Source organism: Collinsella sp. CLA-ER-H9, from assembly GCF_040092295.1.
Classification (GTDB): Bacteria; Actinomycetota; Coriobacteriia; order Coriobacteriales; family Coriobacteriaceae; genus Collinsella.
This window is the reverse complement of record NZ_JBBNLV010000008.1, coordinates 18,070-43,028: the sequence shown is the minus strand read 5'-3', so window position 1 is coordinate 43,028 and position 24,959 is coordinate 18,070. Positions and strand designations below refer to the sequence as shown.

Genomic DNA, 24,959 nt, shown 5'->3' with positions numbered 1-24,959 from the left:
CGGAGGTTTGTATGTTCAAAGGTATCGCATCGCGCGCACTTGGCGTGTTCGCGCTGTTTACCATCGTCTGCGGCCTGGGATACACGCTCGTGGTGACCGGCGTCGCGCAGCTTGCGTTTCCGTACCAGGCGAACGGATCGCTTATTACGGTCGACGGCAAGGTTGTGGGTTCCGAGCTCATCGGCCAGAACTTTGATGACGAAGCCCACATGTGGGGTCGTATCCAGAACGTGTCAATTGTCGAAGGCGAAGACGGCGAGCTCATGGCGTATGGTGTCCCGTCCAACCTGTCCCCGGCGAGTGAGGAGTATCGGCAGCTGATAGATGCGCGCGTGAAGAAGATCCGCGCCGCCAACCCCGATGCCGATATGGACGCCGTGCCCGTCGATCTGGTGACGTGTTCGGGGTCCGGTCTCGACCCGGAGATCTCTCCGGATGCCGCCGAGTACCAGGTTCCGCGCCTTGCCAAGGCCACGGGCAAAAGTGAGGACGAGGTGCGCGACATCATCGCCGCGTGCACCAAGGGCCGTTTCCTCGGCGTGTTCGGCGAGCCCACGGTCAACGTGCTCAAGGTGAACCTTATGCTGGACGGCGCGCTGTAGGTGAGGAAGTGGCGGATGAGGGCATGACTGACTATCTGAGCCCTCAATTCCACCCCGCCCATCAGTTGCGGTGAAATACGGACTGTTTTGCCTGTCAAAAGCTTCATCTACTCCGTATTCCACCGCAACTTTTTTATGAGGGTCGGGATTGAAGGTGGGGAGTGCGAGCGAGTGCGAATGCGGCGGTTACTGATACGATAGGTACGTTAGCAACTGCCGCCGAGCGGCTCAAACGAAAGGAACCCTGTATGGAGTCCTCCGCCTATCCAATGCTCTTTAGCCCGATCAAGGTCGGTACGACCGAGGTCAAGAACCGCGTCTTTATGCCGCCGGTGTCCACCAACCTGGCCGATCATGGCTATGTGACCGACGACTTGGTCGATCATTACCGTGCCCGCGCCAAGGGCGGCGTGGGCCTGATCATCACCGAGGTCGTGACGGTCGAGCCCACCTATACCTATCTGCCGGGTGACATGTGCTGCTACGACGACACATTTATCCCCGGCTGGGAAAAGCTCGCCGCGGCCGTCCACGAGTATGGCTGCAAGATCATGCCGCAGCTCTTCCACCCCGCCTACATGGCCTTTAACATTCCGGGCACGCCGCGCTTGATCGCTCCGTCCTTTGTGGGCCCGTCCTATGCCCGCGAGGCGCCGCGCCCCATTACGGTCGACGAGATCCACGAGCTCACACATCAGTTTGGCGATGCCGCTGTGCGCATGCAGAAGGCTGGCGTCGATGGCGTCGAGGTCCATGCGGCGCACGCTCACGGCATGCTTGGCGGCTTTTTGACCCCGCTCTACAACAAGCGCACCGACGAGTACGGTGGCTCGCTCGACGCCCGCATGCGCTTCCTGCTCGAGGTCATCGCCGAGATTCGCGAGCGCTGCGGCAAGGACTTCATCATCGACGTCCGTATTTCGGGCGACGAGTACACCGACGGCGGCCTGACCCTCAACGACATGATCTACGTCTCGCGTCGCCTGGAGAAGGCCGGCGTCGACATGATTCACGTGTCGGGCGGCACCACCATCAAGCGCGGCTCTGCGATTCCCGCCGCCGGCACGCAGCAGGCCTCGCACGCCGCCTGCTCGCGCGAGATCAAAAAGCACGTCAACATTCCCGTCGCCACCGTCGGACGCATCAACGAGGCCTGGATTGCCGAGGAGCTAATTGAGGACGGCGCTGCCGACATCTGCATGATGGGCCGTGCCAATCTGTGCGATGCCGAGTTCTGCAACAAGGCTGCTGCCGGTAACGCCGACGACATCCGCCCCTGCATCGGTTGCCTGCGCTGCCTGAACGGCATCATGTTTGGCAAGCGCATCTCCTGCACCGTCAACCCGGACGTGGAGCGCGACGAGGCTGGCTACGAGCCTGCCGCCGAGGCAAAGAACGTGCTCGTTGTGGGTGCTGGTCCTGCGGGTATGGAGGCAGCCTACATTGCCGCCAAGCGCGGTCATAACGTGGTGCTCGTGGATAAACAGGACGAACCGGGTGGCGAGATGCGCATCGCAGCCGTGCCGCCGGCAAAGCAGGAGCTCACCCGCGTGATCAAGTATCAGTACCGTCGCCTGGCCGAGGCCGGCGTCACGTGCGTCTTTGGCACCGAGCTCTCGGCCGAGAACATTCAGCGCGACTACGCGGGCTACGAGGTTGTCCTGGCTTATGGCGCCGAGCCCATCGCTCCGGCCTTCATGCAGGGCTTTAAGCAGGTTATGACGGCCGACGACCTGCTGGGCGGCAAGGCTTTCCCGGGTAAGAAGATCGTCATTGTGGGCGGCGGTACCGTTGGCTGCGAGACGGCCGATTACCTGGCCCCGCTGGTAAACGACCTGTCGCCGGCCAATCGCGATGTCACCGTCATCGAGATGACCAAGACGCTCGCCGCCAACGAGGGCGGCGCCGGTCGTGCGGTGCTTATCACGCGCATGCTCTCCAAGGGTGTCCACGTGCTGACCGAGGCCAAGGTGACCGAGATTACCGAGGACACTATCAGCTACGAGAAGGACGGTGAGATTCACACCATCGCCGATGCCGATACGCTGGTGCTTGCCATGGGCTACCGCCCCAATACCAAGCTGGCCGATGACCTTGCCGCTGCCGGCGTTGCCATCCACGTGCTGGGCGATGCCCAGAAGTGCGGAAACATCCGCGACGCCATTGGCGACGGCTACAAGATTGCCTGCGAGCTCTAATCAATCCCTTGGCGCATGAGGAGGGGCGTCTCTGCGCCATCCGATAGCAAAACAGCGGTGGTGTCCCGGGTTTCGGGATGCCGCCGCTTGCTCTTGTGATCCTGGCGACGCGAGCGCACCCCCATTTCACCTCAGCTGAAGGAATGGGGGATGCGATAGTATTACGGGTGATATTCGACAAACCGTGGGCTTCATCCGAGGGCTTTATGGAACAACACCAGCATTATCAGAGCCTGCAAGACCAGGCATACAACGCACTGCGCTCCAAGATCATCTATGCTGAGCTCAGGCCCGGCACGCGCCTTTCGGCGATTGGTCTGGAAAAGGAGACGGGGATCGGGCGCACGCCCATTCGCGAGTCCTTTGTGCGCCTGCGCGAGCAAGAGCTGGTGGAAACGCGTCCCAAGAGCGGCACCTACGTCTCTAAGATCAGCATGGAACACGCCGAGAATGCCTGTTTCTTGCGCGAGAAACTCGAGAGAAGCGTGCTTATTAAATGCTGCTCTGCCGCCACGCCCGAGCAAAAGCATCGGCTCGAGCAGATTCTTGCCGAGTCCGAGTCGCTCGACCATAGCGAGACGCGTCGCTTTTTCGATCTGGACAACCTGTTTCATGAGACGTGTTTTGAGATTGCCGGTCGTCACATGCTGTGGAATTGGATGAAGAGCGTCAACACGCATTTTGAGCGATACAACTGGTTGCGTATGGTGTCGCAGGACCTGGATTGGGAGCCGATTCGTCGGCAGCATCGCCGGATTCTCGAGGCCATTAAGAGGGGCGATACCGACACGGCGAGCTATCTGGCAGAGACGCACTTGCACCTGATGCCCGAGGAGCAGGGCCCGGTTATCGCCTTGCATCCCGACTACTTTGAGCTGTCCAAAGACTCGTCTATCTAGCCCATCACTGCATCTGCTCGAGACGCAAAAACGATGCTGCTCACCCACAGCGTTTTGCAACTGAGAATTTTAAAAAATGCCTAAAATGGCTCAGACCGCCGACAATTGGGAAACGGGGTGCGTTATGGCGCAGATGAGAATCAAGGACATTGCCGCCGAGGCGGGCGTGAGCCCGGCCACGGTCTCGCGCTATCTCAACAACCGCCCCGGGCAAATGACCGAGGAAACCCGTGCTCGCATCGCGGCGGTTATCGAGCGCACCGGCTATCGCCCGCGTGCCGCCGCGCGCAATCTACGCAGCTCGCGCACCAACCTCATCGGCGTGATCCTGGCCGACATCGCCAACCCGTTCTCCAGCGCCATGCTCGAAGGGCTTTCCGTCAGCGCCGCCGCGCGCGGCTGCTCGCTCATGACGGCCATTAGCGGCAACGACCCCGCTAAGGAAGCGGAGTCGCTCACCAGGCTTATCGACGCCGGCGTGGACGGCCTGGTCGTCAATACCTGCGGCGGTAACGACGAGGCAATCGCCGCGGCCGCGGGGCGCCTGCCCGTTGTACTGCTCGACCGCGACGTTGCCGACGGTGGCATCGATCTGGTGACCTCCAACAACCGTGAGCTGGTCGCCGGCCTGGTAGACGCCTTGGCTGCTGCGGGCAGCGAGCGCCTGTGCCTGCTCACCGAGGCAAGCGACGGCAGCCCCGTGCGTCGCGAGCGCGCCGAGGCCTTTGTCGACGAGCTTTCGCGACGCGGCCTTGCGGGCGAGGTCGTCACCCTGGCCGACGGTGGCGCCACGGGCGTCAGTCGCCTGGACGAGACCATCCGCGGTTATGCGGGTAAAAAGCTCGGCCTCATTGCCGTCAACGGCCTGGTCTTTCTGCGTCTGACCGAGGCACTGGCACAGTTGGGACCTTCGTTGCCGGCTGGCCTCAAGATTGCGACGTTTGACGATTACCCCTGGAACCACGTGCTCTTTGGCGGTGTGACCACGGCCGCGCAAGACACCCTTACCATTGCCGAGCGCGTAGTCGAGCGCCTGTTCGAGCGCATCGACGTTGTTACCACCACCGTGGGCGAGGCCGCAAAGCTGGCGCCCAAGTGCATCGAGATCCCCGGCCACATCGAACACCGCGCCTCGACCTCGCGCTAGCCGTTCGTTCGCAACTGCCTGTTCGCGCACGTTTTTTGAGCGCTTGATACGCTTTAACCCTGCGGAAACATTTTTCTGCGATAGTATCTGCGATATAGACCAGTCGAAACCCGCCCGAAAGAAAGGGGAGCGACATGAACCAGCAGAACATCGATTACGTACTCCGCTCCGTAGAGCAGCGTGACATCCGCTTTGTGCGTCTGTGGTTTGTCGACATTCTCGGCCGCCTCAAGAACTTTGCCATTAGCCCCGAGGACCTCGAGGTCGCTTTTGAGGAGGGTATTGGCTTTGACGGCTCCGCCATCGAGGGCTTTGCCACGCCTGAGGAAGCTGACATGCTGGCGTTCCCCGATGCTTCGACCTTCCAGATTTTGCCGTGGCGCCCGAGCCATAATGGCGTCGCCCGCGTGTTCTGCGACGTGTGCACTCCCGATCGCAAGCCGTTTGCCGGCGACCCGCGCGATGCCCTGCGCCGAATGTTCCGCAAGGCCGAGAAAGCTGGCTATCTGCTCAACGTGGGCGCTGAGCTGGAGTATTACTACTTCCCCGACGAACACACCCCCGAGCCGCTCGACAACGTGGGCTACTTCGATCTTTCGGTGAGCGATGCCGCCCGCGACCTGCGTCGCAATACGGTCCTCACGCTCGAGAAGATGTCCGTGCCCGTGGAGTACACCTTCCACGCCGCCGGCCGCTCGCAGCACGGCATGAGCCTGCGTCACGCCGAGGCCCTGAGCATGTCCGACGCCATCACCACGGCCAAACTCATCATTAAGCAGCAGGCCTACGAGAGCGGTTGCCACGCCTCCTTTATGCCCAAGCCGTTGGCGGGCGAGGATGGCAGCGCCATGTTTTTGCATCAGTCGCTGTTCGACCACGACGGCAACAACGTCTTTTGGGGCGAGGGCGACGAGAAGTACCATCTCTCCGACGTTGCCAAGCACTATATGGCCGGCATCCTGGCGCATGCCCGCGAGATCAGCGCCATCACCAACCCCACGGTCAACTCGTACAAGCGCATCACCACGGGTGGCGACTCCGTGCCGCAGTACGCCACGTGGGGCCTGCGCAACCGCGCGAGCATGGTCCGCATCCCGGTCTACAAGCCCGGCAAGCAGCTGTCCACGCGCATCGAGCTTCGTAGCCCCGACCCCATGGCCAACCCGTACCTGGTCAACGCCGTCACGCTGGCGGCTGGTCTCGACGGCATCGAGCGCAAGCTGGAGCTCCCGCCCGAGGCCACGGCCGAGACACTCAAGCTTACCGACCGTCAGATGGTCGAGGCCGGCTACACGCCGCTGCCGCGCTCGCTTAAAGAGGCACTCGACGTGTTTGAGGACTCGCAGTTTATGAAGGATGCCCTCGGCGAGCACATCCACAGCTTCTTCCTCAAAAAGAAGCGCGACGAGTGGCATAAGTTTGAGTCTACGATCACCGAGTGGGAGATCAAGCACTACCTGGCGAACTCCTAATCGCGCTGGCTTGTTCCAGTACGATTGAGCTCATTTCCTTGGAGGCCGATATGTCCGAAAAGAGTGCCCTGTTCATGGCGCGCACGACGCGCTTCCACGAGTTTGCCCGCAGCTTGACGACCACCCTGGGTGTCGAGGTGAGCCTGGCCACCCCCGATTCGCCGACTGCGGCGCACGACTTCGACCTGCTGATCCTCGATTCCGATGGCATCCGCAGCGACCGCATCGATCAGATTGCCAAGTGGCTTGACGATCGCGGCGGCGTCCCCATGTTGGTGATTGTCGACGACGAGGCGCTCGGTACCTTGCGCCTGCCCAATCACGCGCATGCCGACTTTGTATGCCCCACGGCGACGCCCAACGAGCTCAAGGCTCGCGCGCAGCGCCTGATGGGCGAGGAGGAGACCGTCGCCGCCGACGATGTGCTCAACATCGACAACCTCGAGATTAACCTGGCTACCTACCAGGTGACGCTCGATAGCGAGCCCATCGACCTGACGCTGATGGAGTACTCGCTGCTGAGCTTTTTGGCGACGCATCCCAACCGTGCCTACAGCCGCGAGGTACTGCTGCACCGCGTGTGGGGCTTTGAGTACTGCGGCGGTACGCGTACCGTCGACGTGCACATCCGACGCATCCGCTCCAAGGTGGGCCCGCAGATCGCGGCACATATCACCACCGTCCGCGGCGTGGGCTATCTGTTTAAGGACTAGCTTTTCGCCACAAAGGGGACAGGCACCTTTGTGGTGGTTTTGCCGCATGCGTGGGTTCCTTTCGGGTCCGCAACAGAACTTAAGCCTTCCTAAAAGATTGCGTTCTCATACACGTGCACCCGCATATTGGGGTACAACTCAACGTGAACAATGATGGCCCGCCACGTGTTTGGCGGGCCTTTGGTTATTTGACGAAAGGATCGCAGCTATGAGCGAGAACGATTCTCAGCGTCCCCAGGACGCGGGCAACGCCGGCGAGACCCAGCAGCAGCCGCGCGTGCAGGTGGAGTCGACGCCTGCCGACAGCAACATTCCCTACGTGCAGGCCTACGACACACAGACTGGCAAGCCGCTGGGCAGCCAGCAGGTTGTAAACAAGCACACAGTGGTCAAGACTAAGACCAAAAAGCTGCCGATCTTTATTACGGCACTCGCCGGCTGTGCCTGCGGCGCCCTGTTGGTCATCGCACTCATTATGAGTGGCACACTCGATATCGGCGGCGGAAAGAATGCCGTGACGGCGGGTGCTTCGGGTTCGTCGACGCAAAAGATCACGATCGACTCCGAGGACACCACGCTGGCTGAGGCCGTTTCTGCCAAGGCATTGCCCTCCGTCGTTTCCATCACCGCCACTTCGAGCGGTAGCCAGAATGGCTCGCTTTCGCAGTCTGCTGACGAGTCGGATAGTTCGGGCAGCGTCGGTTCGGGCGTTGTGCTCGATACCGAGGGCCACATCCTCACCAACAACCATGTGGTCGATGGCTATGACCAGTACGTGGTGACCATGGACGACGGAACCACGTACGAGGCCGAGTTCGTGGGCAACGATGCTTCGAGCGACCTGGCCGTCATCAAGCTCAAGGATGCTGACGCCTCCAAGCTCACGCCGATTGAGATCGGTGACTCCTCCAAGCTCAACGTGGGCGAGTGGGTCATGGCGATCGGCTCGCCGTTCGGCAACGAGCAGTCTGTCTCCACGGGTATCGTGTCGGCGCTGTATCGCTCCACGGCCATGAGCTCTACCAGCGGCAACACCATCTACGCCAACATGATCCAGACCGATGCCGCCATCAACCCGGGCAACTCCGGCGGCGCACTCGTCAACGACAATGGCGAGCTGGTGGGTATCAACTCGCTCATCGAGAGCTACTCGGGCTCCAGCTCGGGCGTGGGTTTTGCCATTCCGGTTAACTACGCCAAGAACATTGCCGACCAGATCATCGACGGCAAGACGCCGGTGCATCCATACATGGGCGCTACGCTTTCGAGCGTCAATGCGCTCAACGCCCGCACCAACAAGCTGAGCACCGATAGCGGCGCGTATGTGGCAAGCGTCGTCGAGGACGGTCCTGCCGCCAAGGCTGGCGTCCAAGAGGGCGATGTCATTACCAAGCTGGGCGACGATGAGATTACGAGTGCCGATGGCCTGATCATTGCGCTGCGCAGCCACGAGGTGGGCGAGAAGGTCGAGATCACGCTCATGCGCGGCAAGGACGAGAAGAAGGTCACGGTTGAGTTGGGCTCTGACGAGGAGCTGCAGAGCCAGCAGCAGGACGACAGCGCGACCGACACCGGCAACGGCGGCATCACCGACGAGCAGTTGCGCCAGTACCTGGAGGAGCTGTTGGGCCAGCAGGGCCAGGGTCAAGGCTACGGCCAGGGTTACTAGCGAGCCGTTTCGCACATATCGAGGCCAGAGGGGCTGTCCCATCAACGTGGGACAGCCCCTCTTTTCTTATTGATCCGTTGGGGACGGAGGAAAACGGATCATTTAGAGTTGATAAGAGCATGGTTGGATCGCGCGATCCACCCCGGTCTAGCGGCTGCCGATTCGGTGCGGTTTGAGACCGCTATTCGGCCCCGTTGCGACCGGTGGTACTCTTGTATCCGTTTGAAATCGAGCGAAGGAGTGCCGCTATGGAGCAATCGAGCCTGTTTGGTGACGGCGTGGACATCGATACCGAAACGCCCACGACCGCGGAAGCCGCCGCACCGGCCGATGCCCGCGCCCAGGCGGCGGCGCGTGCGGCCGAGCTGCGCCACGAGCTCGATTACCACGCCTATCGCTACTACATGCTCGACGCGCCCGAGATCACGGACGCCGCCTTTGACAAAATGCTCGTTGAGCTGCAGGAAATCGAGGCGACCTACCCCGACCTGGTGACGTCCGACAGCTATACCCAGCGCGTGGGCGGCTACGTGAGCGAGCAGTTTACGCCGGTCACGCACATGGCGCGCATGTATTCCATGGACGATGCCATGGATCTGGACGAACTCGACGCATGGCTCCAGCGCACTGAGGATGCCCTCGGTGCCGGCAGCGTCACCTATACCTGCGAGCTTAAGATCGACGGCCTGGGCGTGGCGCTTACCTACCAAAACGGCGCCTTCGTACGTGCAGCCACACGTGGCGATGGCACCACGGGCGAGGACGTGTCGCTCAACGTCCGTACCATCAAAGATGTGCCCATGCACCTGTCCGAGCCGGCGCTCGCCCACATGGGTGCCGACCGCGAACGTACCATCGAGGTACGCGGCGAGGTCTACATGCCCAAGGGCAGCTTTGTACGCCTGAATGAAGAGGCCGATGCCGAGGGCCGCGACCCCTTTGCCAACCCGCGCAACGCCGCCGCCGGCAGCCTGCGCCAAAAGGATCCCAAGGTCACGGCGCGCCGCGACCTGGCCACCTTTATCTACGCCATTGCCGATACCGACCCGCTGCACGTCCACAGCCAGCGCGAGTTCCTCGACTGGCTGCGTAGCGCCGGCTTTAGCGTCAACCCCAACGTGGCCCGTTGCGCCACGCCGGCCGAAGTTCACGAGTTCTGCGCTCAGGCGCTCGAGCATCGCGGCGACCTGAACTACGACATCGACGGCGTGGTCGTAAAGGTCGACAGCTTTCAGCAGCAGCTTGACCTGGGCTTTACTGCCCGCGCACCGCGCTGGGCCATCGCCTTTAAGTTCCCGCCCGAGGAAAAGCAGACCGTCCTGCGCGAGATTCGCATTCAGGTGGGCCGCACCGGTGTGCTCACGCCGGTCGCCGAGTTCGACCCGGTGACGGTCGCCGGCTCCACCATCGCGCGCGCCACGCTGCACAACATCGACGAGATCCGCCGCAAAAACGTGCGCGAGGGCGACACCATCATCGTGCACAAGGCGGGTGACGTGATCCCCGAGGTCGTGGGCCCGGTGCTCGATAAGCGCCCGGCCGATTCGGTTGACTGGCACATGCCCGAGGCCTGCCCCGTGTGCGGCAGCCCCGTGGTTCACGAGGATGGCGAGGTTGCCTACCGCTGCGTCTCCATCGATTGCCCCGCACAGCTCAAGGAGCGCCTGCTCCACTGGGTGAGCCGCGGCTGCATGGACGTCGACGGCCTGGGCGATGAGATCGTCGACAAGATGATCGCCGCCGGCCTGATCCATGATGTCGCGGACTTCTACCAGCTTACGGTGGACGATATCGCCGGCCTGGACACGGGCCGCACCTATGCCAGCTCCAACAGCAAAAAGGGCGTCAAGAAGGGCGACCCCATTCCGGTAGGCCTCAAGACGGCCGAGAAAATCATCGCCGAGCTCAACAAGTCCAAGAGCCAGCCGCTCGGTCGCGTGCTGTTTGCCCTGGGCATCCGCCACGTGGGCAAGAGCGTGGGCGAGGTCATCGCCGAGCGATTCCTGTCGATTGACAAGCTCATCTTGGCGAGCGAAGAGGATATTGCCGAGTGCGAGGGCATCGGTCCCAAGATTGCGGCGAGCGTCAAGCAGTTCCTGGCCGTGCCCGAGAACCTTGCCGTGCTGGAGCGCCTGCGCCAGGCGGGCCTGCCGCTCGAGGTTGACCTAGGCGCCGCTCATGCGCAGGCCGCAGCCAACGCTGGCGTGGCGGGTGAGCTTGCTGACGCACAGCCGCTTGCGGGTCTGACCTTCGTGCTCACCGGCACGCTCGTCAACCGCACCCGCGACGAGGCGGGTGCGGCGCTCAAGGTGCTCGGCGCCAAGGTTTCGGGCAGCGTGTCAAAGAAGACAAGCTATCTGGTCGCCGGCCCCAAAGCGGGCTCCAAGCTCACCAAAGCCGAGCAGCTGGGTGTGCCCGTGCTGGACGAGGACGCACTCGAGCAGATCTTGGCTACCGGTGAGGTGCCCCAGGCTTAAGGCATCAATAGTCAAATTGAAGAACCGCCCGGAAAGCATGATTGAACTGCCTTCCGGGCGGATCTTATTTGGACGGGGCAACGGGCACTGTGATCTGCGTCACGTAGGTTGTGGGGTCGTCGCTGATGATGTCGTCGATGAGGGCGATCTCGCGTTGTCCCGCTACGCTACCAACTTGTCAAAAGCCCCGCGCCGGTTGAGTACGGTAAACGCGACAACGCAAATGACTGCCGACAAAATCGACCCGCACGGCGACGCGATGCCCATGGGAAAGAGCGTGTCGGAATAGGCGTTCGACAGCAGCCATGCACCGGGCACGCGAATGAGCGCCACGGCCAGCACGTTGTGCGCAAAGCCGATGTAGCTCTTGCCGTATGCAGCGAAAAAGCCGCTAAAGCAAATGTGGATGCCGGCAAAGATTGCATCGAAAATATAACTGTGCATATAGCCGGTACCGGCGGCGACCACCGCGGCGTCCTTGGCAAAAAAGCCGATAAACGCCGGCGCCACCAGCCACATCAGCGCCGTGATCAGGCAGCCGTACACCACCGAGATCGTCATGGCGTCCTTGAGCACCTGACGCGCGCGATCGCCCTTGCCCGCGCCGGCATTTTGCGCCGTGAGCGCGCTGACGGTGGCGCCCATGGAGCTCGGCACAATGAACAAAAAGCTGATCATCTTCTCGACCAGGCCCACGGCGGCGGCGTCGACGAGCCCTCGGTGGTTGGCGATGACGGTGATAAACATAAACGCCACCTGGATACAGCCGTCCTGCACGGCCACGGGCACGCCGATCTTAAGAATGCTGCCGAGCACCTCGGGCTGGGGGCGCAGGTCGCTGCGCTTAACGTGGATGTTCGTGCGGCGGCTCTTGAGCCACACGAGCGCGAGGACAACGCTGGCCGTCTGGGCGGTTACCGTGCCGAGCGCCGCACCCACGGGGCCGAGCCCCATGTGTCCGATAAACAGAAAGTCGAGCGCGATGTTGATGATGCATGCCACGCCAATCACGTACATGGGCGAGCGCGAATCGCCCAGCCCGCGAAAGATGGCCGAAAGAATGTTGTACGCGGCGATAAACGGAATGCCGACAAAGCAGATACGCAGGTAGGCGGCGGTTCCTTCGATCGCCTCGGCCGGCGTGCCAATGAGCGCCACAACCTGCGGGCACAGCGCAAGCAGGACAACGGCCAGCACCACCGAGACACCCATAAAGAGCGTGATGGTGTTGCCGATGGCGGTCTCGGCACGGTCGAAGCGACGCGAGCCCACGGCGTGGCCGACAATAACCGTCGTTCCCATGGCCAGGCCCACAAGCGTCACGGTAATGATATAGAGCGTCTGCGCGCCATTGCCCACGGCGGTGATGCCGGCGGCGCCGCTGAACTGCCCCATCATGTACAGATCGGCCATGCCGTAGAGCATCTGCAAAAAGTACGAGAGCATATAAGGCAGGGCAAAGACCGCGATGGTCTTGAGGACATTGCCGCGTGTGAGGTCGTGTTCCATGGGCGGGGCTTTCTGGCTGGGTTTGTTTACGTACCAGTGTAGTGAAAATCCTACAACGATTGTAGAGTCAAGGTTTATGTTGGGTGCCGGGCGAAAAAGTGAGCCTGTATTCATTTCCCATGGCTTAAAAGAGCTGGATTAACCCGTTCGAGCACGATGCTTTGACCCCTCCATGCCCCTCACCTAGCCTCAAACCATCACAACATTCGCCGTTTTTTGCCAAAATCGGGAAAAGCATCGAATGTTGTGATGGTTTTTCTGCCACTCGGCCGGGTGGAATCGCTTTCTTGTGCACGAAGGTGTGCGGACCCGTGGGCAGGGGAATAAGGTTGGTTATCCGACTCCATTGGAGGGCTCATGGACCTGCCGATCGTCTTGTCCCATAAGACTGCCTGGCTGTACCACAACGTGGCGCGCCCATCCGAGCCGCTCTCGCGAGCAAGCAGCCTATACGATGAGGACTCGCTTGCTAGCGAGGCGGAGCCGACTGCGAGCCTGCCCAAATTGGGACTCGATGCCAAGGGACTGAGGGCTTCAACGGCAGTTGGGATCGTTACCGACTATCTGGTTTCGCTTGGTATTCCACGAGAAGAGCTCGATCATATCGACACGCTCGTCAACTTCGATTTTGAGCGCTCGACGCCGGCTGGATTTAGGTGCCACGTGTTTGGGGCGCCGGTACCTCCAGGCCATCTTATCGAGGTGGCAGAGGGCCTTCTGGTGGTTGATGAGGCCATGTGCTTTGTCCAGGCGGGTTCGTGGATGAGTGAGCCCGAGCAGCTGGAATATGGCTACGAAATCTGCGCCCGATACCATTTGAATCATCTGTCGACAGGCGATTATATCGAGATGGGGCAGAGGTATACCGTTGCCGACTTGATTGCCTATTGCAATGAGAACCGATCTCGTCAGGGGGCTATACGCGCGGCCGCCGTGCTCAAGCGCGTGCACGATGGCGCGCGGTCGCCCATGGAGACGGCCACCGCAATCATGGTCGTAGCAAAACGTTTCCAGGGCGGGCTGGGATACGCCAAAATCGAGCTCAACCATAGGGTCGATGTTCCCAACGAGTTCAAGTGTCTCGCAAAGGCCGGGTATTTCGAGATTGACGTATATGCGCCTGCGAGCGGTACGGGGATTGAATACAACGGCTCGGACCATCTTGATAAACAGCGCAGCGCGTCGGATGCGGAGCGTATGACCGTACTGAGCGCGCTGGGCTTTAGGATGATCGTCCTCACCGGGACTCAGTTTGCCCATCAGCTGCAATTGCACCGGGCGATGAACGCCATTGCGCTCGCTATGGGCCTCAAGTGCGACCGAAGCGAAGCGTTCCAAAAGCGGCAGAACGACCTTCGAGAATTCGTGATTCGCCACTGGGACGGCGGCCTCTAGGGGCGCTTTGGTCTTTCTACGGGGTGCCGTGGGCAGGCAAACCATCACAACATTCGACGTTTTTTGCCAAAAACGGGAAAAGCATCGAATGTTGTGATGGTCTGTGTGTTGAGGATGGGCTTGGAAAGTCCGTTTTGCTCGAAGCGACCTGTCCTGTCGTACGGGTGTCGGCATGATTCTCCCGTGGGGTATTATGTTTTCCGAAGAATAAAACGCCGCGTGAGGGGAGGGCTGCGTGGACGGGCACGTGCAACATGACGGCTTTGGCCGCGATATCAACTACCTGCGCATTGCCGTTACCGACAAGTGCAATTTCCGCTGCATTTACTGCATGCCGGTCGATGGCGTGGCGCCCCGTGCACACGACGAGCTACTCAGCGCCGAGGAAATCGCCCGCTTTGTGCGCTTGGTGGCGGGGGAGGGCATTCGCCGCGTGCGCCTGACGGGCGGCGAGCCGCTGGTCAGCCGCCGTATCATTCCGCTCATTCGCGACATCCGCGCGATTCCGCAGATCGAGGACATCTCGCTCACCACCAATGGCGCCCTGCTGCCCAAGCGGGCGCCCCAGCTCAAAGATGCCGGGCTTGACCGCGTCAACATTTCGCTCGACACACTCGACCCTACGCTCTTTGGAAAGATCACGCGCCTGGGTCGGCTCGAGCAGACCATGGCTGGCATCGACGCGGCGCTGGTTTGGGGCTTTGAGCCCGTTAAGGTCAACTGCGTTGTCGTGCGCCGACTCAACCAAGATGTGGCGGCCCTCGCGCGGCTCACGCTCGACCGCCCCATCCACCTGCGCTTTATCGAATACATGCCCATCGGCGACGAACACACGAGCTCGCATTGCACTGTGGACCCGCATGCGCCCGCGCTCAATCCCGAGCTGTGGGACGCGAGCGATACCGTGCCGAGCGACGAGCTGCGGGCGCGCATCAATGCCGGGGTCGCCGCGACGGGACTGGGCGAGCTCGAGCCGCTCGACATCAGCGACGCTCCTGCCGGCGCGGGCCCTGCGCGCTATTGGCACTTTCCGGGCGCGGCGGGAACGGTCGGCTTCATCAGCGCCATGTCCAACCATTTTTGCGCGAATTGCAACCGTCTGCGCCTGACGGCCGATGGCAACGTGCGTCCGTGCCTATTCAGCGATGCCGAGTATTCGGTGCGTGAGGCGCTGCGCCGTGGTGATGATATGCAGGTACTTTCGATTTGGCGCGATGCCGTGGCCCACAAACCGCAGGAACACGCGATAATTGAGGGCACGCAACGATTTATGTCCCAAATCGGAGGATGATCATATGGCCAAGAGCAGGTACGCCGATGCCACCAAGGCCGCTCGCAGGGCCGCGATGTCTGCCCACAAAGTCACGGCCGTGGCGAATGCTGGCAACGCCGACGCGTCCGCACAGCCGACTGCCAGCGCTGCCACCGAACCCGCCCGTGACGCCCGCCGCGACGAGCTGACGCACGTGGACGCCAAGGGCGAGGTGCGCATGGTCGACGTGTCCGACAAGGCCGAGACCCATCGCATTGCCATCGCCGAGGGCACCATCCTCATGCATCCCGAGACGCAGGCCATGGTACTGCAGGACCGCGCCAAAAAGGGCGACGTGCTTGCCTGCGCGCGCGTGGCGGGCATTATGGCCATCAAACGCACGAGCGACATCATCCCCATGTGCCATCCGTTGCTCATTACCAAGAGCAAGTGCGATATTGCGCCCATCGCTGCGGCGGGGACGCCGGCCGAGGACGTGCCCGAGGGCTGGGCGCCGGCGCGCGCGGACGGGCAGGTTGGCTTTCACGTACTGGTTACGGCCGGCGTAACGGGCAAGACCGGCATTGAGATGGAGGCTCTGACCGGCGCGAGTGCCGCGTGCCTGACCATCTATGACATGTGCAAGGCGGTCGATCGCGGCATGGAGATCGTTGACGTTCGCCTGCTGCACAAGGAGGGCGGCCGCTCGGGCGTGTGGGACCGCGCAGAGCGTCAGGCCGCTGCCGTTGAGTCCGTGGCCGCTGACGGTGCCGCGCCCGCGAGCGCACCCGTCGCCGTTGCACCCGCAGCTCCCGCCCCGGCCGTCCCCGCGATCGCGTTTATCGGCTACCAAAACTCGGGCAAGACCACGCTCGTCGAGAAGGTCATTGCCGAGCTCACCCGCCGCGGTCTGCGCGTGGGTTCGCTCAAGCATCATGGGCATCACGGTTTTGATATCGATGTGCCCGCTAAGGACACCTGGCGCCATCACCAGGCCGGATCCAAGCACGTGGGCCTCATCTGCGCCACGCGCTGGGCGGAGTACGCCGACACGCGCGAGGAGGACGAGATGCCCGCGCGCGAGCTGCTGTCGCGCTACAACGATGTCGACGTGGTGATCATCGAGGGCTACAAGACCGAGGGCTTCGACAACATCGTGGTCGCGCGCTCCGGTGTCGACCGTCTGCGCGGCAAGAGCTCGCTCGACCTGGTCGACGGTCACACGCTGGCCCTTGCCTGCAACGAAGCCCTGGCGCGTCAGGCGTTCGATGCCGGCTTTGCGACCCGAGCCATCAACATCAACGACGCCCGAGCCATCTGCGACCTCATCCAAGATCATCTGGCCTAAAACCTGCCAAAAAGGGACAGGTTTATTTTGGCGGGTTTTATCTGGGCAAACGTCACTTCCACCACAAAGGGGCCAGGCACCTTTGTGGTGGTTTTTTTTGCTTTGGTAGATGTGTGGGACATGCCTTACAATCTACCAAGTAGTTCATGACGGGCGAAAAACGAAGAAAAGGGGCTTGATGCGTCCTTAATGTTTCATGCGGATAGATTGATTTGACAGACGGTGGCGAATGCCCACCGCCCGTATTCGTATGAAACAAGGAGTCTCCATGCTCGCATCTCTTTTCTCAAAGCCTCAATCATCGCTGTCCGTGCAGGCCAAGCGGCTGGTGGCGATGCGCTTTCTCATCTACACCGGGTTTCAGACCAGTTATTTTATCGGCGTCATCGGAACGCTCACCTATGCAGACGATGCCTCAGTCGTGGCGACATCGCTGGCCGTTCTGTTTATGAACGTTTTCGTGATCCTGGGATCCTTTGCGGGTGGCGCTGCGCTCGACGCCTGGGGTCCGCGCCGCCATTTCTTGCTGAGCATCATCGGCGCTCTCGCAACTGGCACGGCAATCATCGCCTTTGGCAGCGCGACCGGCGTCGTCCTACTCGGCGCGGTGTTTCTGGGCTTTGTGATGGGATTCGCCCAGCCCATCGCCACATCCTATCCGGCTTACCTCACCGACGATCCTGTCGAGCTCAAAGACATCAACTCCGCCATCGCCATGTTTTCAAACGTGAGTATCATCGTTGGCCCCACGCTGGGCGGCTTTGTCGCGGCGGCTGCGTCGTCGCGCGCGGTGTTTGTGCTCATGATGCTCTTTACCGTGCTGGCGCTCGTCGCCGGTTGGGGCTTTAGGCCGCAGACCAGCCATGTCGCCGGGCATGCGGATGCCGATTCGGCAGAGGAAGGGGAGCGTGCGGGACAAAGCTCCAACCCCAGCGCATCCTCCCGTGCCACCTTCGCAGCCAGCATCAAGACAGTCTTCACCAACAGCGTTCTCGCCCTGCTGTTTTGCATCATCTTCCTCTCGAACTTTGGCTACGGTGCCTTCGATCCGCTCGAGTCGTTTTTCTATCGCGATGTTCTGCACGTTGGCGTTGAGTGGATGGGCTGGCTCTCGTCTGCCTGCGGTGTCGGCGCGGTGCTGGGTGCCGTGCTCGCGCTCCGCTTGCCGCCGCACCTGGTCAACCTTAAAACGCTGCTCGTGGCGCTTATGTCCGTGGGCCTGGGAAGTCTGCTCCATGTGGGGACACCGTACGTGGGCGTGGCCCTTGTCGGCCAGATCGCCCTGGGTATAGCTTGGGGTGTCGTCAACCCGCTCCACAACACCATTGTGCAGACGACGGCTCCGCTCGAGCAGCTTGGTCGCGTCAATTCGGTCATGGGCTTTGGCAATATGTTCGCTGGCGTGGCCCCTCTGGCGGTTGCACCGTGGCTGGCGGCAACATTTGGCGTGCAGCAGACGCTCATAGGGGCGGGCATGGTCGTGACGGCGGTTCCCGCGGCGTTGCTGCTGTTTGGACGCGATCACTTGGATCGTGCCGTAAAGCAGTAAGAAACAGGTAAGAAACCATCACAACATTCGATAAAAATCGCGATTTTGCCGAAAAACGTCGAATGTTGTGATGGTTTGCGCCCTGGGCCAGGCCATCCTTCGGGTTCGGCCGCCACAAAGGGGCCAGGCACCTTTGTGGCGGTTTTGCACCAAAGCGCCCCGTGCGCGCCTTGGTATACCATGTACGCCGTTTGCGAATACACCCCACACCGCCGCTCTGCCCAGAAAGGCCCCCATGGACGCCACCTTCAGTCACATCAAAGCCGTGTTCTGCGATATCGACGGCACGCTGCTCACGAGCCAGCACACGGTGTCCCCGCGCACCGTGGCGGCGATCCGCGCCCTGCGCGAGCGCGGCGTACTCTTTGGCCTGTGCACCGGGCGCGACGCCCAAGCGACCGAGGCCATATACGAGCTCTGGGGCATCGAAGGTCTGGTGGACGTGCTCGTGGGTTGCGGTGGCGCCGAGGTCATCGACCGCGCGCACGACATCAACGAGCTGAGCTACCGGCTACCAGGCGAGACCATCGCGCGCATCTGCGAGCACATGGCAGGCCTGCCGGCAACGCCCGTTTGCCCTCGGGACGGCGTACTCTATGTGCCCGAGAGCAATGCATGCGTCGAGCACCTGTCGCGTGTCGACGGCGTGCCCTACAAGGTGGTCGACTTTGCCGAGTTTTTGCGCGAGCCGCAGACCAAGGTGATGTTTACCATGGCGCCCGAGGCGATGCCACAGATCATCGAGCGAGCATCGACGTTCGCCGACGACACCGTTAAAGCGGCTGCTCTGCAGACCACGCAGCGACTCTACGAATTCATGGATCCGCGCGTGTCCAAGACGCGCGGCCTTGTGCGCGTGGCGGAGCTCAACGACATGGAGCTCCAGAACATCTGCGTGTTTGGCGATGCCGATAACGACACCTGCATGGTGGCCGACGCCGGCGTGGGCGTGGCTATGGCAAACGGCAGCGACGCTACCCGTGCCGCCGCCGACTTTGTAACCGCGAGCAACGACGAAGACGGCATCGCGATCTTTATCGAGGAACATCTGCTGTAGCGCTAGGGCAGAATCACCACAAAGGGGACAGGTGCCTTTGTGGCGGCCTCAGGCGATTTGGGCGAATTGATGCCTAAAATCTGCGCACAAAATCAAATATGATTGTCTGAACATCACGCTTCTAACCACCGATGGGTTAAAGATATTCTCATCGGTTTAGTAAGGTATTCCTGCTGGCTAATGACCTACCGCTCACGGTCGATTTTCGACCGTGAGCGGGATGTTTGCTCTTGAGCAAAATGTTGTGCAAATAAATCTAATGCTATTAAAAAACTGTTAACTAGCTTAATTACCAGTAAAAATAGATATTTCAAAGCGAATAAACGAGGGTTAATCCGAGCAGATGTCAAGAGAATTGAGAATTCGCTACAAAACTATCAGTATTTTTGCTTAGATGTTCAAACAATCGTTACAATATGTACTACAAGCGTGCGCAATTACAGATTGCGCAGATACGTTTGATAGGGAAAGAGCAAGATCGCGGTCTCTTGGGGAGGAGACATCGATGAAAGCGAATTCGGACAAATCTAAGCAGAGTAATAAAGCGACGCGCCGTGTACTGGCAGGCGTTTTGTGCGGAGCCTCCGTGTTGAGCCTGGTACTGTCGCTCGTCATGCCTCCGATCTCACAGGCCATTGCCAACGATGCCCAGACGGTTTTTACCGAGAAAACTGTGATGGGGGGGGTTCCTCAAGTGAGTCTACTGATGTAGATAACACCAACAACGGGGATACCGAAAACCAGAATAGTGACGAGACCGAGGGCGACGAGACTGGCGACGATGCCCAGCTTGAGGGACAGTCCGAGGAAGAGCAGCAGAACGAGGGTACAACGACTTCGGATGATGAAACCGTTGTTACGGCTGCGGAAAACGAGCAGGCTGAAACAGCTGCCGAGGAAATAACTAGCACAAAAGAACTTTGCAGTAAACTTCAGGGTGTTCAGGCGGGTGAGTTCGCCAGTTTCAAGCTGATGCAGAACATCGAGTACAACGGCGAGATTTTTCTCAAGAATAGCGGAAGCAATATCACCCTAGATCTTAATGGCTTCAAAATAAAGCACTCGGGCATTAACCAGAACAAGCCGCTTTTCAGTGTGAGTAATAGTGCCGAGTTCACAATCAAGGATGATTCTAATCAGGATGCCGAAAAGGTCACTCCCGGTCAGAAGCTGGATGATCAAGGCCAGAAGTTTACTAGGGATTATTATGGCAAGAATGCCAAGGTCGACTATGACAACGATGACATCCCGACCACGCTCACCTATTTCGTAACCAAGTCGTCCGCTAGCGGTACGAGCACGGCGGAAACGCTTGAAACACATACGGTCAACATCAAGGGTGCAATTGTCTCAACTGCGTCCACGGGTTCCGCGTTGAGGCTCATTAACGTCTACGATCACGGCAAGTTTAACCTTCGGGGCGGTACGCTTACGCAGAAAAAGGACTGCAATGTCGGCAACCTCATCTATGCCGAGAACGGCTCCACCGTCAATATGAGCGATGGCTACGTTTGCGGTGCAACCTCTAGGAGCCAAGGCGCAGGCATCGAACTCAAAGGTGAAGGTACGACCCTTAATCTGACCGGTGGCGTGATCGCAGGCAACTACGCTCCCAATGGCGGCGGTGTGTACTCGAACGGCTCGAGCGTATCTATTTCGGAAAATGCGGTTATTTCGGGCAATGCGACGTTCAATGGGGAAAGCGATCAACCTGGCTATGGCGGCGGCATTATGGCCGTAGGCGGCAGCGTAGCCGTTTCCGGCGGCTATATCACGAATAATAGAATGTCTAAATTCTGTGGCAAGGATGGCAATGGTGACCACGGCGGCGCTGGGCTTGCTGCCAATAACGGCGCCCATGTCACCATTTCTGGTGGCCAGATTACCGGCAACTACTCCGAGGAAGCCGGCGGCGGTGTTTACGTCACGGATGTCAACCGTAATAACCAATCCCGTACGGGTATGGCGTGGTTGAATATCACGGGAGGAATTATTGCCTCTAACGTGAGCTACCGATCTGAAGGTGCTGGCATTCGAGTGGGCCAGATGGTTGACGCGATGATAAATGGATCGTCAAACGATAGCCCAGTCTACATCACTAATAACCACTGCATGTCTCGCTTTGACTGGGGCGGCGGCGGTATCTTCGTCCAGGGAAACTCGAATACGGGTATGGAAAAGACCGCTGGTAGATTATTTGTATACAACTCGTACATTAGCAGTAATACCGCTGGTGGCTATGGTGGTGGCGTTGCAGTCTGCCCGACGGGCAAGACGTTGGTAACGAACACTAAGGGCACGGCAATCTTTGGCAATTTGTCTGCCGGCGCTGAGTATGATAACGATGACCATAACAGTAAACCTTACGACAAAGATAACAATTCCGGCAATGACGTTATGCCCCATCTTTCAGGTGGTGGTAGTGGCAAGAATCAAGATAAAGATGCATACAGATCGAAGGTGTTTCGCGATAGGGGTCATGCCGATTTCTTCCTTGCGGCAGCGGCTGGCCATCAGGAACCGCTTGCGGCAGTAATCGGCAAGATGCTCGGCGACGGAGACGCCAGGTATTCTGGAAGCAAAGAACGCAGTGATACCAAAGAACTCAGTGAGCCTATCGATATCCCTGCCAATGGCGGCGTGAAGATTTATCGGAGCGTCGGTCTGACTTCGGGTGTCCAAGTTGGAAGTGATGAAGCGAAAAATGCGCAGAATGCTGCGACAACTTTCATCACGGGCAACTATTCTTGGGATCATGGCGGCGGTATCATGTCGAACGGCGACCTGTACCTAGGCGTGCCTGCGGATACGTACGTCTACCCGAGCCTTAAGCTCAAGGCGACCAAGAAGCTGGAAGGCCGCGACCTCAAAAAAGAGGAGTTCTCCTTTACGGTGTATCGCAAGGATTCGAAAGATCCTTTCGCTAATGGGACATTCAATCGCGACGCTTGCACTGAGGCAGGAACTGCAAATAATGATGCAGACGGCAGCATCACGTTTAACCTTGGTGAGCAGTTTGCAGCGAACGGTACGGCTGACACGATTACATACTATTTGGTTGAAAATGCTGGCACTGATTCCGACATCACGTACGACCCGGCCGTGTACGAGATTGTGGTGACGGTCGAGGACCATCAGACTGTGCTCATGTCTGTTCCGACGCAGAAAGATCCGAACTCGACTACAGATCTCATAGTTCATAACTACACGATTAAGAGCATGACTGTAACCAAGCACTCCGGTGATTTAACTAGCGATCCGCGCCCTGTGCAGGCAGATTCTGACGGCTATTATTTGGTCGCTGGCTCCAATGGGGAAAAGACCTTCACTAACGTGTACACTCAGTACACCTCCAGCGGCTCTTGGACTCCTAAGGCGACCAAGGTCGTTGAGGGTGGCGAGATGAAGGAGTTTACGCTCGAGTTTGCGGATAACGCGGACTTCAAAGATGCCACGACGGTTAAGACCGACCCCAAGGGCGAGATTCTCACCACTGCCGACGGCAAGAAGTCTCAGACCCGGAGCTTCGACGAGATTGAGTACAAACTCGATCAGCTCGACAAGCTCAAGACCGACTCGACTGGCCGTGGCGCTTCCAAGACCTTCACGTACTACATGCGCGAGAAGGACGATAGCTCGATTTTCTCGCATTACAAGTTTGATCATTCGGTCTATAAGCTTGACGTCACGATGGCGGATCAGAAAAATGGCAAAATCGTCCCCGCGAAGGTGACCTACAGGAAGGGAACCGTTGACTCCGATGGCAAGTGGAACGCAGACCCCCATGCCAAAGAACAGGACCTCACCGACACCTCCACCCCCACCTTCACCAACACCTACTCCATCACATTGCCCCTTTCTGGTATGTCGGGCGTCACTCTGACGTACCTTGCCGGCGCGGCGATGCTTTGCGTCGCTGCAGCCTGGATGCACGTTCGCCGCAAGGCGAGCGCGAAGGGAGGCGAGCGTCGTGAATAAGAAAGTTTGCTCCTTCCCGATCTTGTTTGCGCTGCTCGCCCTCTTGATCGGCACCTGCGCGGTTGTGTTCCCCGCTTCCGCGCAGGCCGCGCCGACCTCGATCGGTTCCATCACGGTGAGCAGCACCGTGGCGCGCAGCTACGACGCCTACCAGATCTTTAGCGCCAACGTTATCGACGACGACAACGACGCTAAGATCGCCACCGACCTCGCCTGGGCAAGCGATGCCGTGCGCGACGCCGCGCTGCCTGTGCTGCACAGCGCCGGCATGCCCAAATCCCAGACCACAGCGCAGGAAGCTGCCGAGTGGCTCAACGCCGATTCCCACCTTACGAGCGCGCTGAGCGCACAGCTCGCTCGTTCCCTCCAGAGCTCTGGCGCCGTGCCCGTGGCCCTTAACGCGGGCACGACGGCCGAGCTGCCCTGCGGCTACTGGCTCATCGTCGCCGACGACGACGCCATCTCCCAGGACCAGGCCGGCACCGCGCCGATCATGGCCCTGGTCGGCGGCGGCGCCGTCACCGTCAAGCCCAAGGCGGCGACGCCCAAGGTCCAAAAGTATGTGCTGGAGGACAGCACCGCCGCCTGGCAGAAGGCCGCCGACGCCACGGTCGCCGACGACCTGTGCTGGCGCCTCTCTGCCACGGTCCCGGCGGGTCTTACCGCCTACGATACCTATACGGTGCGGTTCGTCGACACCATGAGCGCGGGGCTCGACCCCTCCAAGGTGGCCGCGAGCATGCGCGTGTACGTGGCGGCGGGCGCGGACGGCGGCTTTGACGCCGTCTCGGTCGGCAGGGACGGCCGCGCCGGCACCGACCCCGCGAAGGGCTGGACCGACATCACGGCCCAGTGCGGGGTCTCGGTCGACGGCAAGACCTTCACCGCGCGCACCGGCGACCTGATCGCCGCGCTCGGCGGGGCCGACGCCTTCACCGCGGGCGCCCGCGTGGTCGCCGTGTACAATGCGCCGCTCAACAGCGCATGCAACCACGGCATCGCGAAGGGCAACCCCAACGAGGTCTACCTGCGCTACCCGCGCTCTCCCTTTGCCGACCAGTCCGGCGACGCCGGCTTCACCCGCACGCCGAGCGACGATGCGTGCGCCTACACTTGGGATCTCGCGCTCACCAAGCGCGGCAGCGACGGCGACAAGCCGCTTGCCGGGGCGGTCCTGAGCATCGCCGACGATCGCGGTCGCACACTGGCGGCCGACGGCACGTGGGATGCGGAGGGCAAGGCCACCGTCACCACGGGCGAGGACGGCCGCGTGACCGTCTCGGGCGTGGACTCGGGCAAGCTGGAGGTCCGCGAGCTCAAGGCGCCCAAGGGCTACGCCGCCTTCGAGGGCACGCGCTCCGTGACGGTCAAGGCCGAGGGCCTGGACGTCGACCAGGTGGCCGCCGCCAAGCCCAAGCTCACCATCACGGCCGAGTCGCCCCTGCGCGCCGACAGCGCGGACGGGTCGACGGGCAGCCTGGAGGCGTCGCTCATCAACACGCCCACCGGCACACCCCCTAGCATTACCACCGGAGGCTTTATGCCCTCGACTGGCGATATGGCAATGTACGCCGCGGCCGCCGCAGCGGTCGCCGGAGCCGCGCTCATCGTGGTCGCGCTCCTGGTCAAGCGGGGAGGTGGCAGCCATAAAGAGTAGCTGGCAGCCCCACAGAGAGCGGGGCGAGACGTAGCGA

16 protein-coding genes are annotated in these 24,959 nt (G+C 60.6%); 15 read left to right on the top strand and 1 reads right to left on the bottom strand.

The features are described from left to right. Window positions 1-11 precede the first annotated feature (11 nt). The 8 genes from kdpC (at window position 12) to ligA (ending at window position 11,177) form a co-directional block, all read left to right on the top strand. On the top strand, window positions 12-602 hold the full coding sequence (kdpC, locus tag AAAX73_RS06335; RefSeq protein WP_349125397.1) for a potassium-transporting ATPase subunit KdpC: 591 nt from the start codon (window positions 12-14) through the stop codon (window positions 600-602). Between the two features lie 248 nt (window positions 603-850). Continuing rightward, the gene (locus AAAX73_RS06330; protein ID WP_148331705.1) at window positions 851-2,800 is read left to right on the top strand and encodes an NAD(P)/FAD-dependent oxidoreductase; all 1,950 of its coding nucleotides are present in this window, start codon (window positions 851-853) and stop codon (window positions 2,798-2,800) included. Between the two features lie 206 nt (window positions 2,801-3,006). Beyond that, window positions 3,007-3,699, top strand: a complete 693-nt coding sequence (locus tag AAAX73_RS06325) for a GntR family transcriptional regulator (protein WP_148331704.1) — start codon at window positions 3,007-3,009, stop codon at window positions 3,697-3,699. A 124-nt stretch (window positions 3,700-3,823) separates the two neighbouring features. Beyond that, window positions 3,824-4,846 carry a LacI family DNA-binding transcriptional regulator gene (locus AAAX73_RS06320; protein WP_158567272.1) on the top strand — a complete coding sequence of 341 codons (1,023 nt, stop codon included), beginning with the start codon at window positions 3,824-3,826 and terminating at the stop codon, window positions 4,844-4,846. A 134-nt stretch (window positions 4,847-4,980) separates the two neighbouring features. Beyond that, window positions 4,981-6,318: a glutamine synthetase family protein gene (locus tag AAAX73_RS06315; protein WP_349125396.1), complete on the top strand. Its 1,338-nt coding sequence runs from the start codon at window positions 4,981-4,983 to the stop codon at window positions 6,316-6,318. A 50-nt stretch (window positions 6,319-6,368) separates the two neighbouring features. Then, entirely contained in the window at window positions 6,369-7,031 is a 663-nt protein-coding gene (locus tag AAAX73_RS06310) for a response regulator transcription factor (RefSeq protein WP_118080888.1), read from the top strand. A 208-nt stretch (window positions 7,032-7,239) separates the two neighbouring features. Then, entirely contained in the window at window positions 7,240-8,700 is a 1,461-nt protein-coding gene (locus AAAX73_RS06305; protein WP_118080890.1) for a trypsin-like peptidase domain-containing protein, read from the top strand. A 248-nt stretch (window positions 8,701-8,948) separates the two neighbouring features. Then, window positions 8,949-11,177, top strand: a complete 2,229-nt coding sequence (gene ligA / locus AAAX73_RS06300; protein ID WP_118080892.1) for an NAD-dependent DNA ligase LigA — start codon at window positions 8,949-8,951, stop codon at window positions 11,175-11,177. Between the two features lie 162 nt (window positions 11,178-11,339). Here the strand turns inward: ligA and AAAX73_RS06295 are convergent, their stop codons facing one another. Next, window positions 11,340-12,686: an MATE family efflux transporter gene (locus tag AAAX73_RS06295; protein ID WP_118080894.1), complete on the bottom strand. Its 1,347-nt coding sequence runs from the start codon at window positions 12,684-12,686 to the stop codon at window positions 11,340-11,342. 357 nt (window positions 12,687-13,043) lie between these two features. On the opposite strand from AAAX73_RS06295, the gene AAAX73_RS06290 reads away from it, so the two are divergent. The 7 genes from AAAX73_RS06290 (at window position 13,044) to AAAX73_RS06260 (ending at window position 24,922) form a co-directional block, all read left to right on the top strand. Then, entirely contained in the window at window positions 13,044-14,081 is a 1,038-nt protein-coding gene (locus tag AAAX73_RS06290) for a hypothetical protein (protein ID WP_118934959.1), read from the top strand. Window positions 14,082-14,316: 235 nt separating this feature from the next. Next, window positions 14,317-15,372, top strand: coding sequence for a GTP 3',8-cyclase MoaA (moaA, locus tag AAAX73_RS06285; RefSeq protein WP_349125395.1), 1,056 nt, complete (start codon window positions 14,317-14,319; stop codon window positions 15,370-15,372). A 4-nt stretch (window positions 15,373-15,376) separates the two neighbouring features. Beyond that, window positions 15,377-16,681: a molybdopterin-guanine dinucleotide biosynthesis protein B gene (gene mobB, locus AAAX73_RS06280; RefSeq protein WP_349125394.1), complete on the top strand. Its 1,305-nt coding sequence runs from the start codon at window positions 15,377-15,379 to the stop codon at window positions 16,679-16,681. Window positions 16,682-16,949: 268 nt separating this feature from the next. Continuing rightward, window positions 16,950-18,230: an MFS transporter gene (locus tag AAAX73_RS06275; protein WP_349125393.1), complete on the top strand. Its 1,281-nt coding sequence runs from the start codon at window positions 16,950-16,952 to the stop codon at window positions 18,228-18,230. 235 nt (window positions 18,231-18,465) lie between these two features. Next, window positions 18,466-19,287 (top strand): HAD family hydrolase, encoded by an 822-nt coding sequence (locus AAAX73_RS06270; protein ID WP_349125392.1) that lies wholly within the window; start codon window positions 18,466-18,468, stop codon window positions 19,285-19,287. 573 nt (window positions 19,288-19,860) lie between these two features. Next, window positions 19,861-23,265, top strand: coding sequence for an FctA domain-containing protein (locus tag AAAX73_RS06265; protein ID WP_349125391.1), 3,405 nt, complete (start codon window positions 19,861-19,863; stop codon window positions 23,263-23,265). Next, window positions 23,258-24,922, top strand: a complete 1,665-nt coding sequence (locus AAAX73_RS06260) for a SpaA isopeptide-forming pilin-related protein (RefSeq protein WP_349125390.1) — start codon at window positions 23,258-23,260, stop codon at window positions 24,920-24,922. Before AAAX73_RS06265 ends, AAAX73_RS06260 begins: the two co-directional genes overlap by 8 nt. Window positions 24,923-24,959 lie beyond the last annotated feature (37 nt).

Coding starts and splice junctions, on each gene's coding strand:
- kdpC (WP_349125397.1), top strand. CDS start 12: ATGTTCAAAGGTATCGCATCGCGCGCACTTGGCGTGTTCGCGCTGTTT.
- AAAX73_RS06330 (WP_148331705.1), top strand. CDS start 851: ATGGAGTCCTCCGCCTATCCAATGCTCTTTAGCCCGATCAAGGTCGGT.
- AAAX73_RS06325 (WP_148331704.1), top strand. CDS start 3,007: ATGGAACAACACCAGCATTATCAGAGCCTGCAAGACCAGGCATACAAC.
- AAAX73_RS06320 (WP_158567272.1), top strand. CDS start 3,824: ATGGCGCAGATGAGAATCAAGGACATTGCCGCCGAGGCGGGCGTGAGC.
- AAAX73_RS06315 (WP_349125396.1), top strand. CDS start 4,981: ATGAACCAGCAGAACATCGATTACGTACTCCGCTCCGTAGAGCAGCGT.
- AAAX73_RS06310 (WP_118080888.1), top strand. CDS start 6,369: ATGTCCGAAAAGAGTGCCCTGTTCATGGCGCGCACGACGCGCTTCCAC.
- AAAX73_RS06305 (WP_118080890.1), top strand. CDS start 7,240: ATGAGCGAGAACGATTCTCAGCGTCCCCAGGACGCGGGCAACGCCGGC.
- ligA (WP_118080892.1), top strand. CDS start 8,949: ATGGAGCAATCGAGCCTGTTTGGTGACGGCGTGGACATCGATACCGAA.
- AAAX73_RS06295 (WP_118080894.1), bottom strand. CDS start 12,686: ATGGAACACGACCTCACACGCGGCAATGTCCTCAAGACCATCGCGGTC.
- AAAX73_RS06290 (WP_118934959.1), top strand. CDS start 13,044: ATGGACCTGCCGATCGTCTTGTCCCATAAGACTGCCTGGCTGTACCAC.
- mobB (WP_349125394.1), top strand. CDS start 15,377: ATGGCCAAGAGCAGGTACGCCGATGCCACCAAGGCCGCTCGCAGGGCC.
- AAAX73_RS06275 (WP_349125393.1), top strand. CDS start 16,950: ATGCTCGCATCTCTTTTCTCAAAGCCTCAATCATCGCTGTCCGTGCAG.
- AAAX73_RS06270 (WP_349125392.1), top strand. CDS start 18,466: ATGGACGCCACCTTCAGTCACATCAAAGCCGTGTTCTGCGATATCGAC.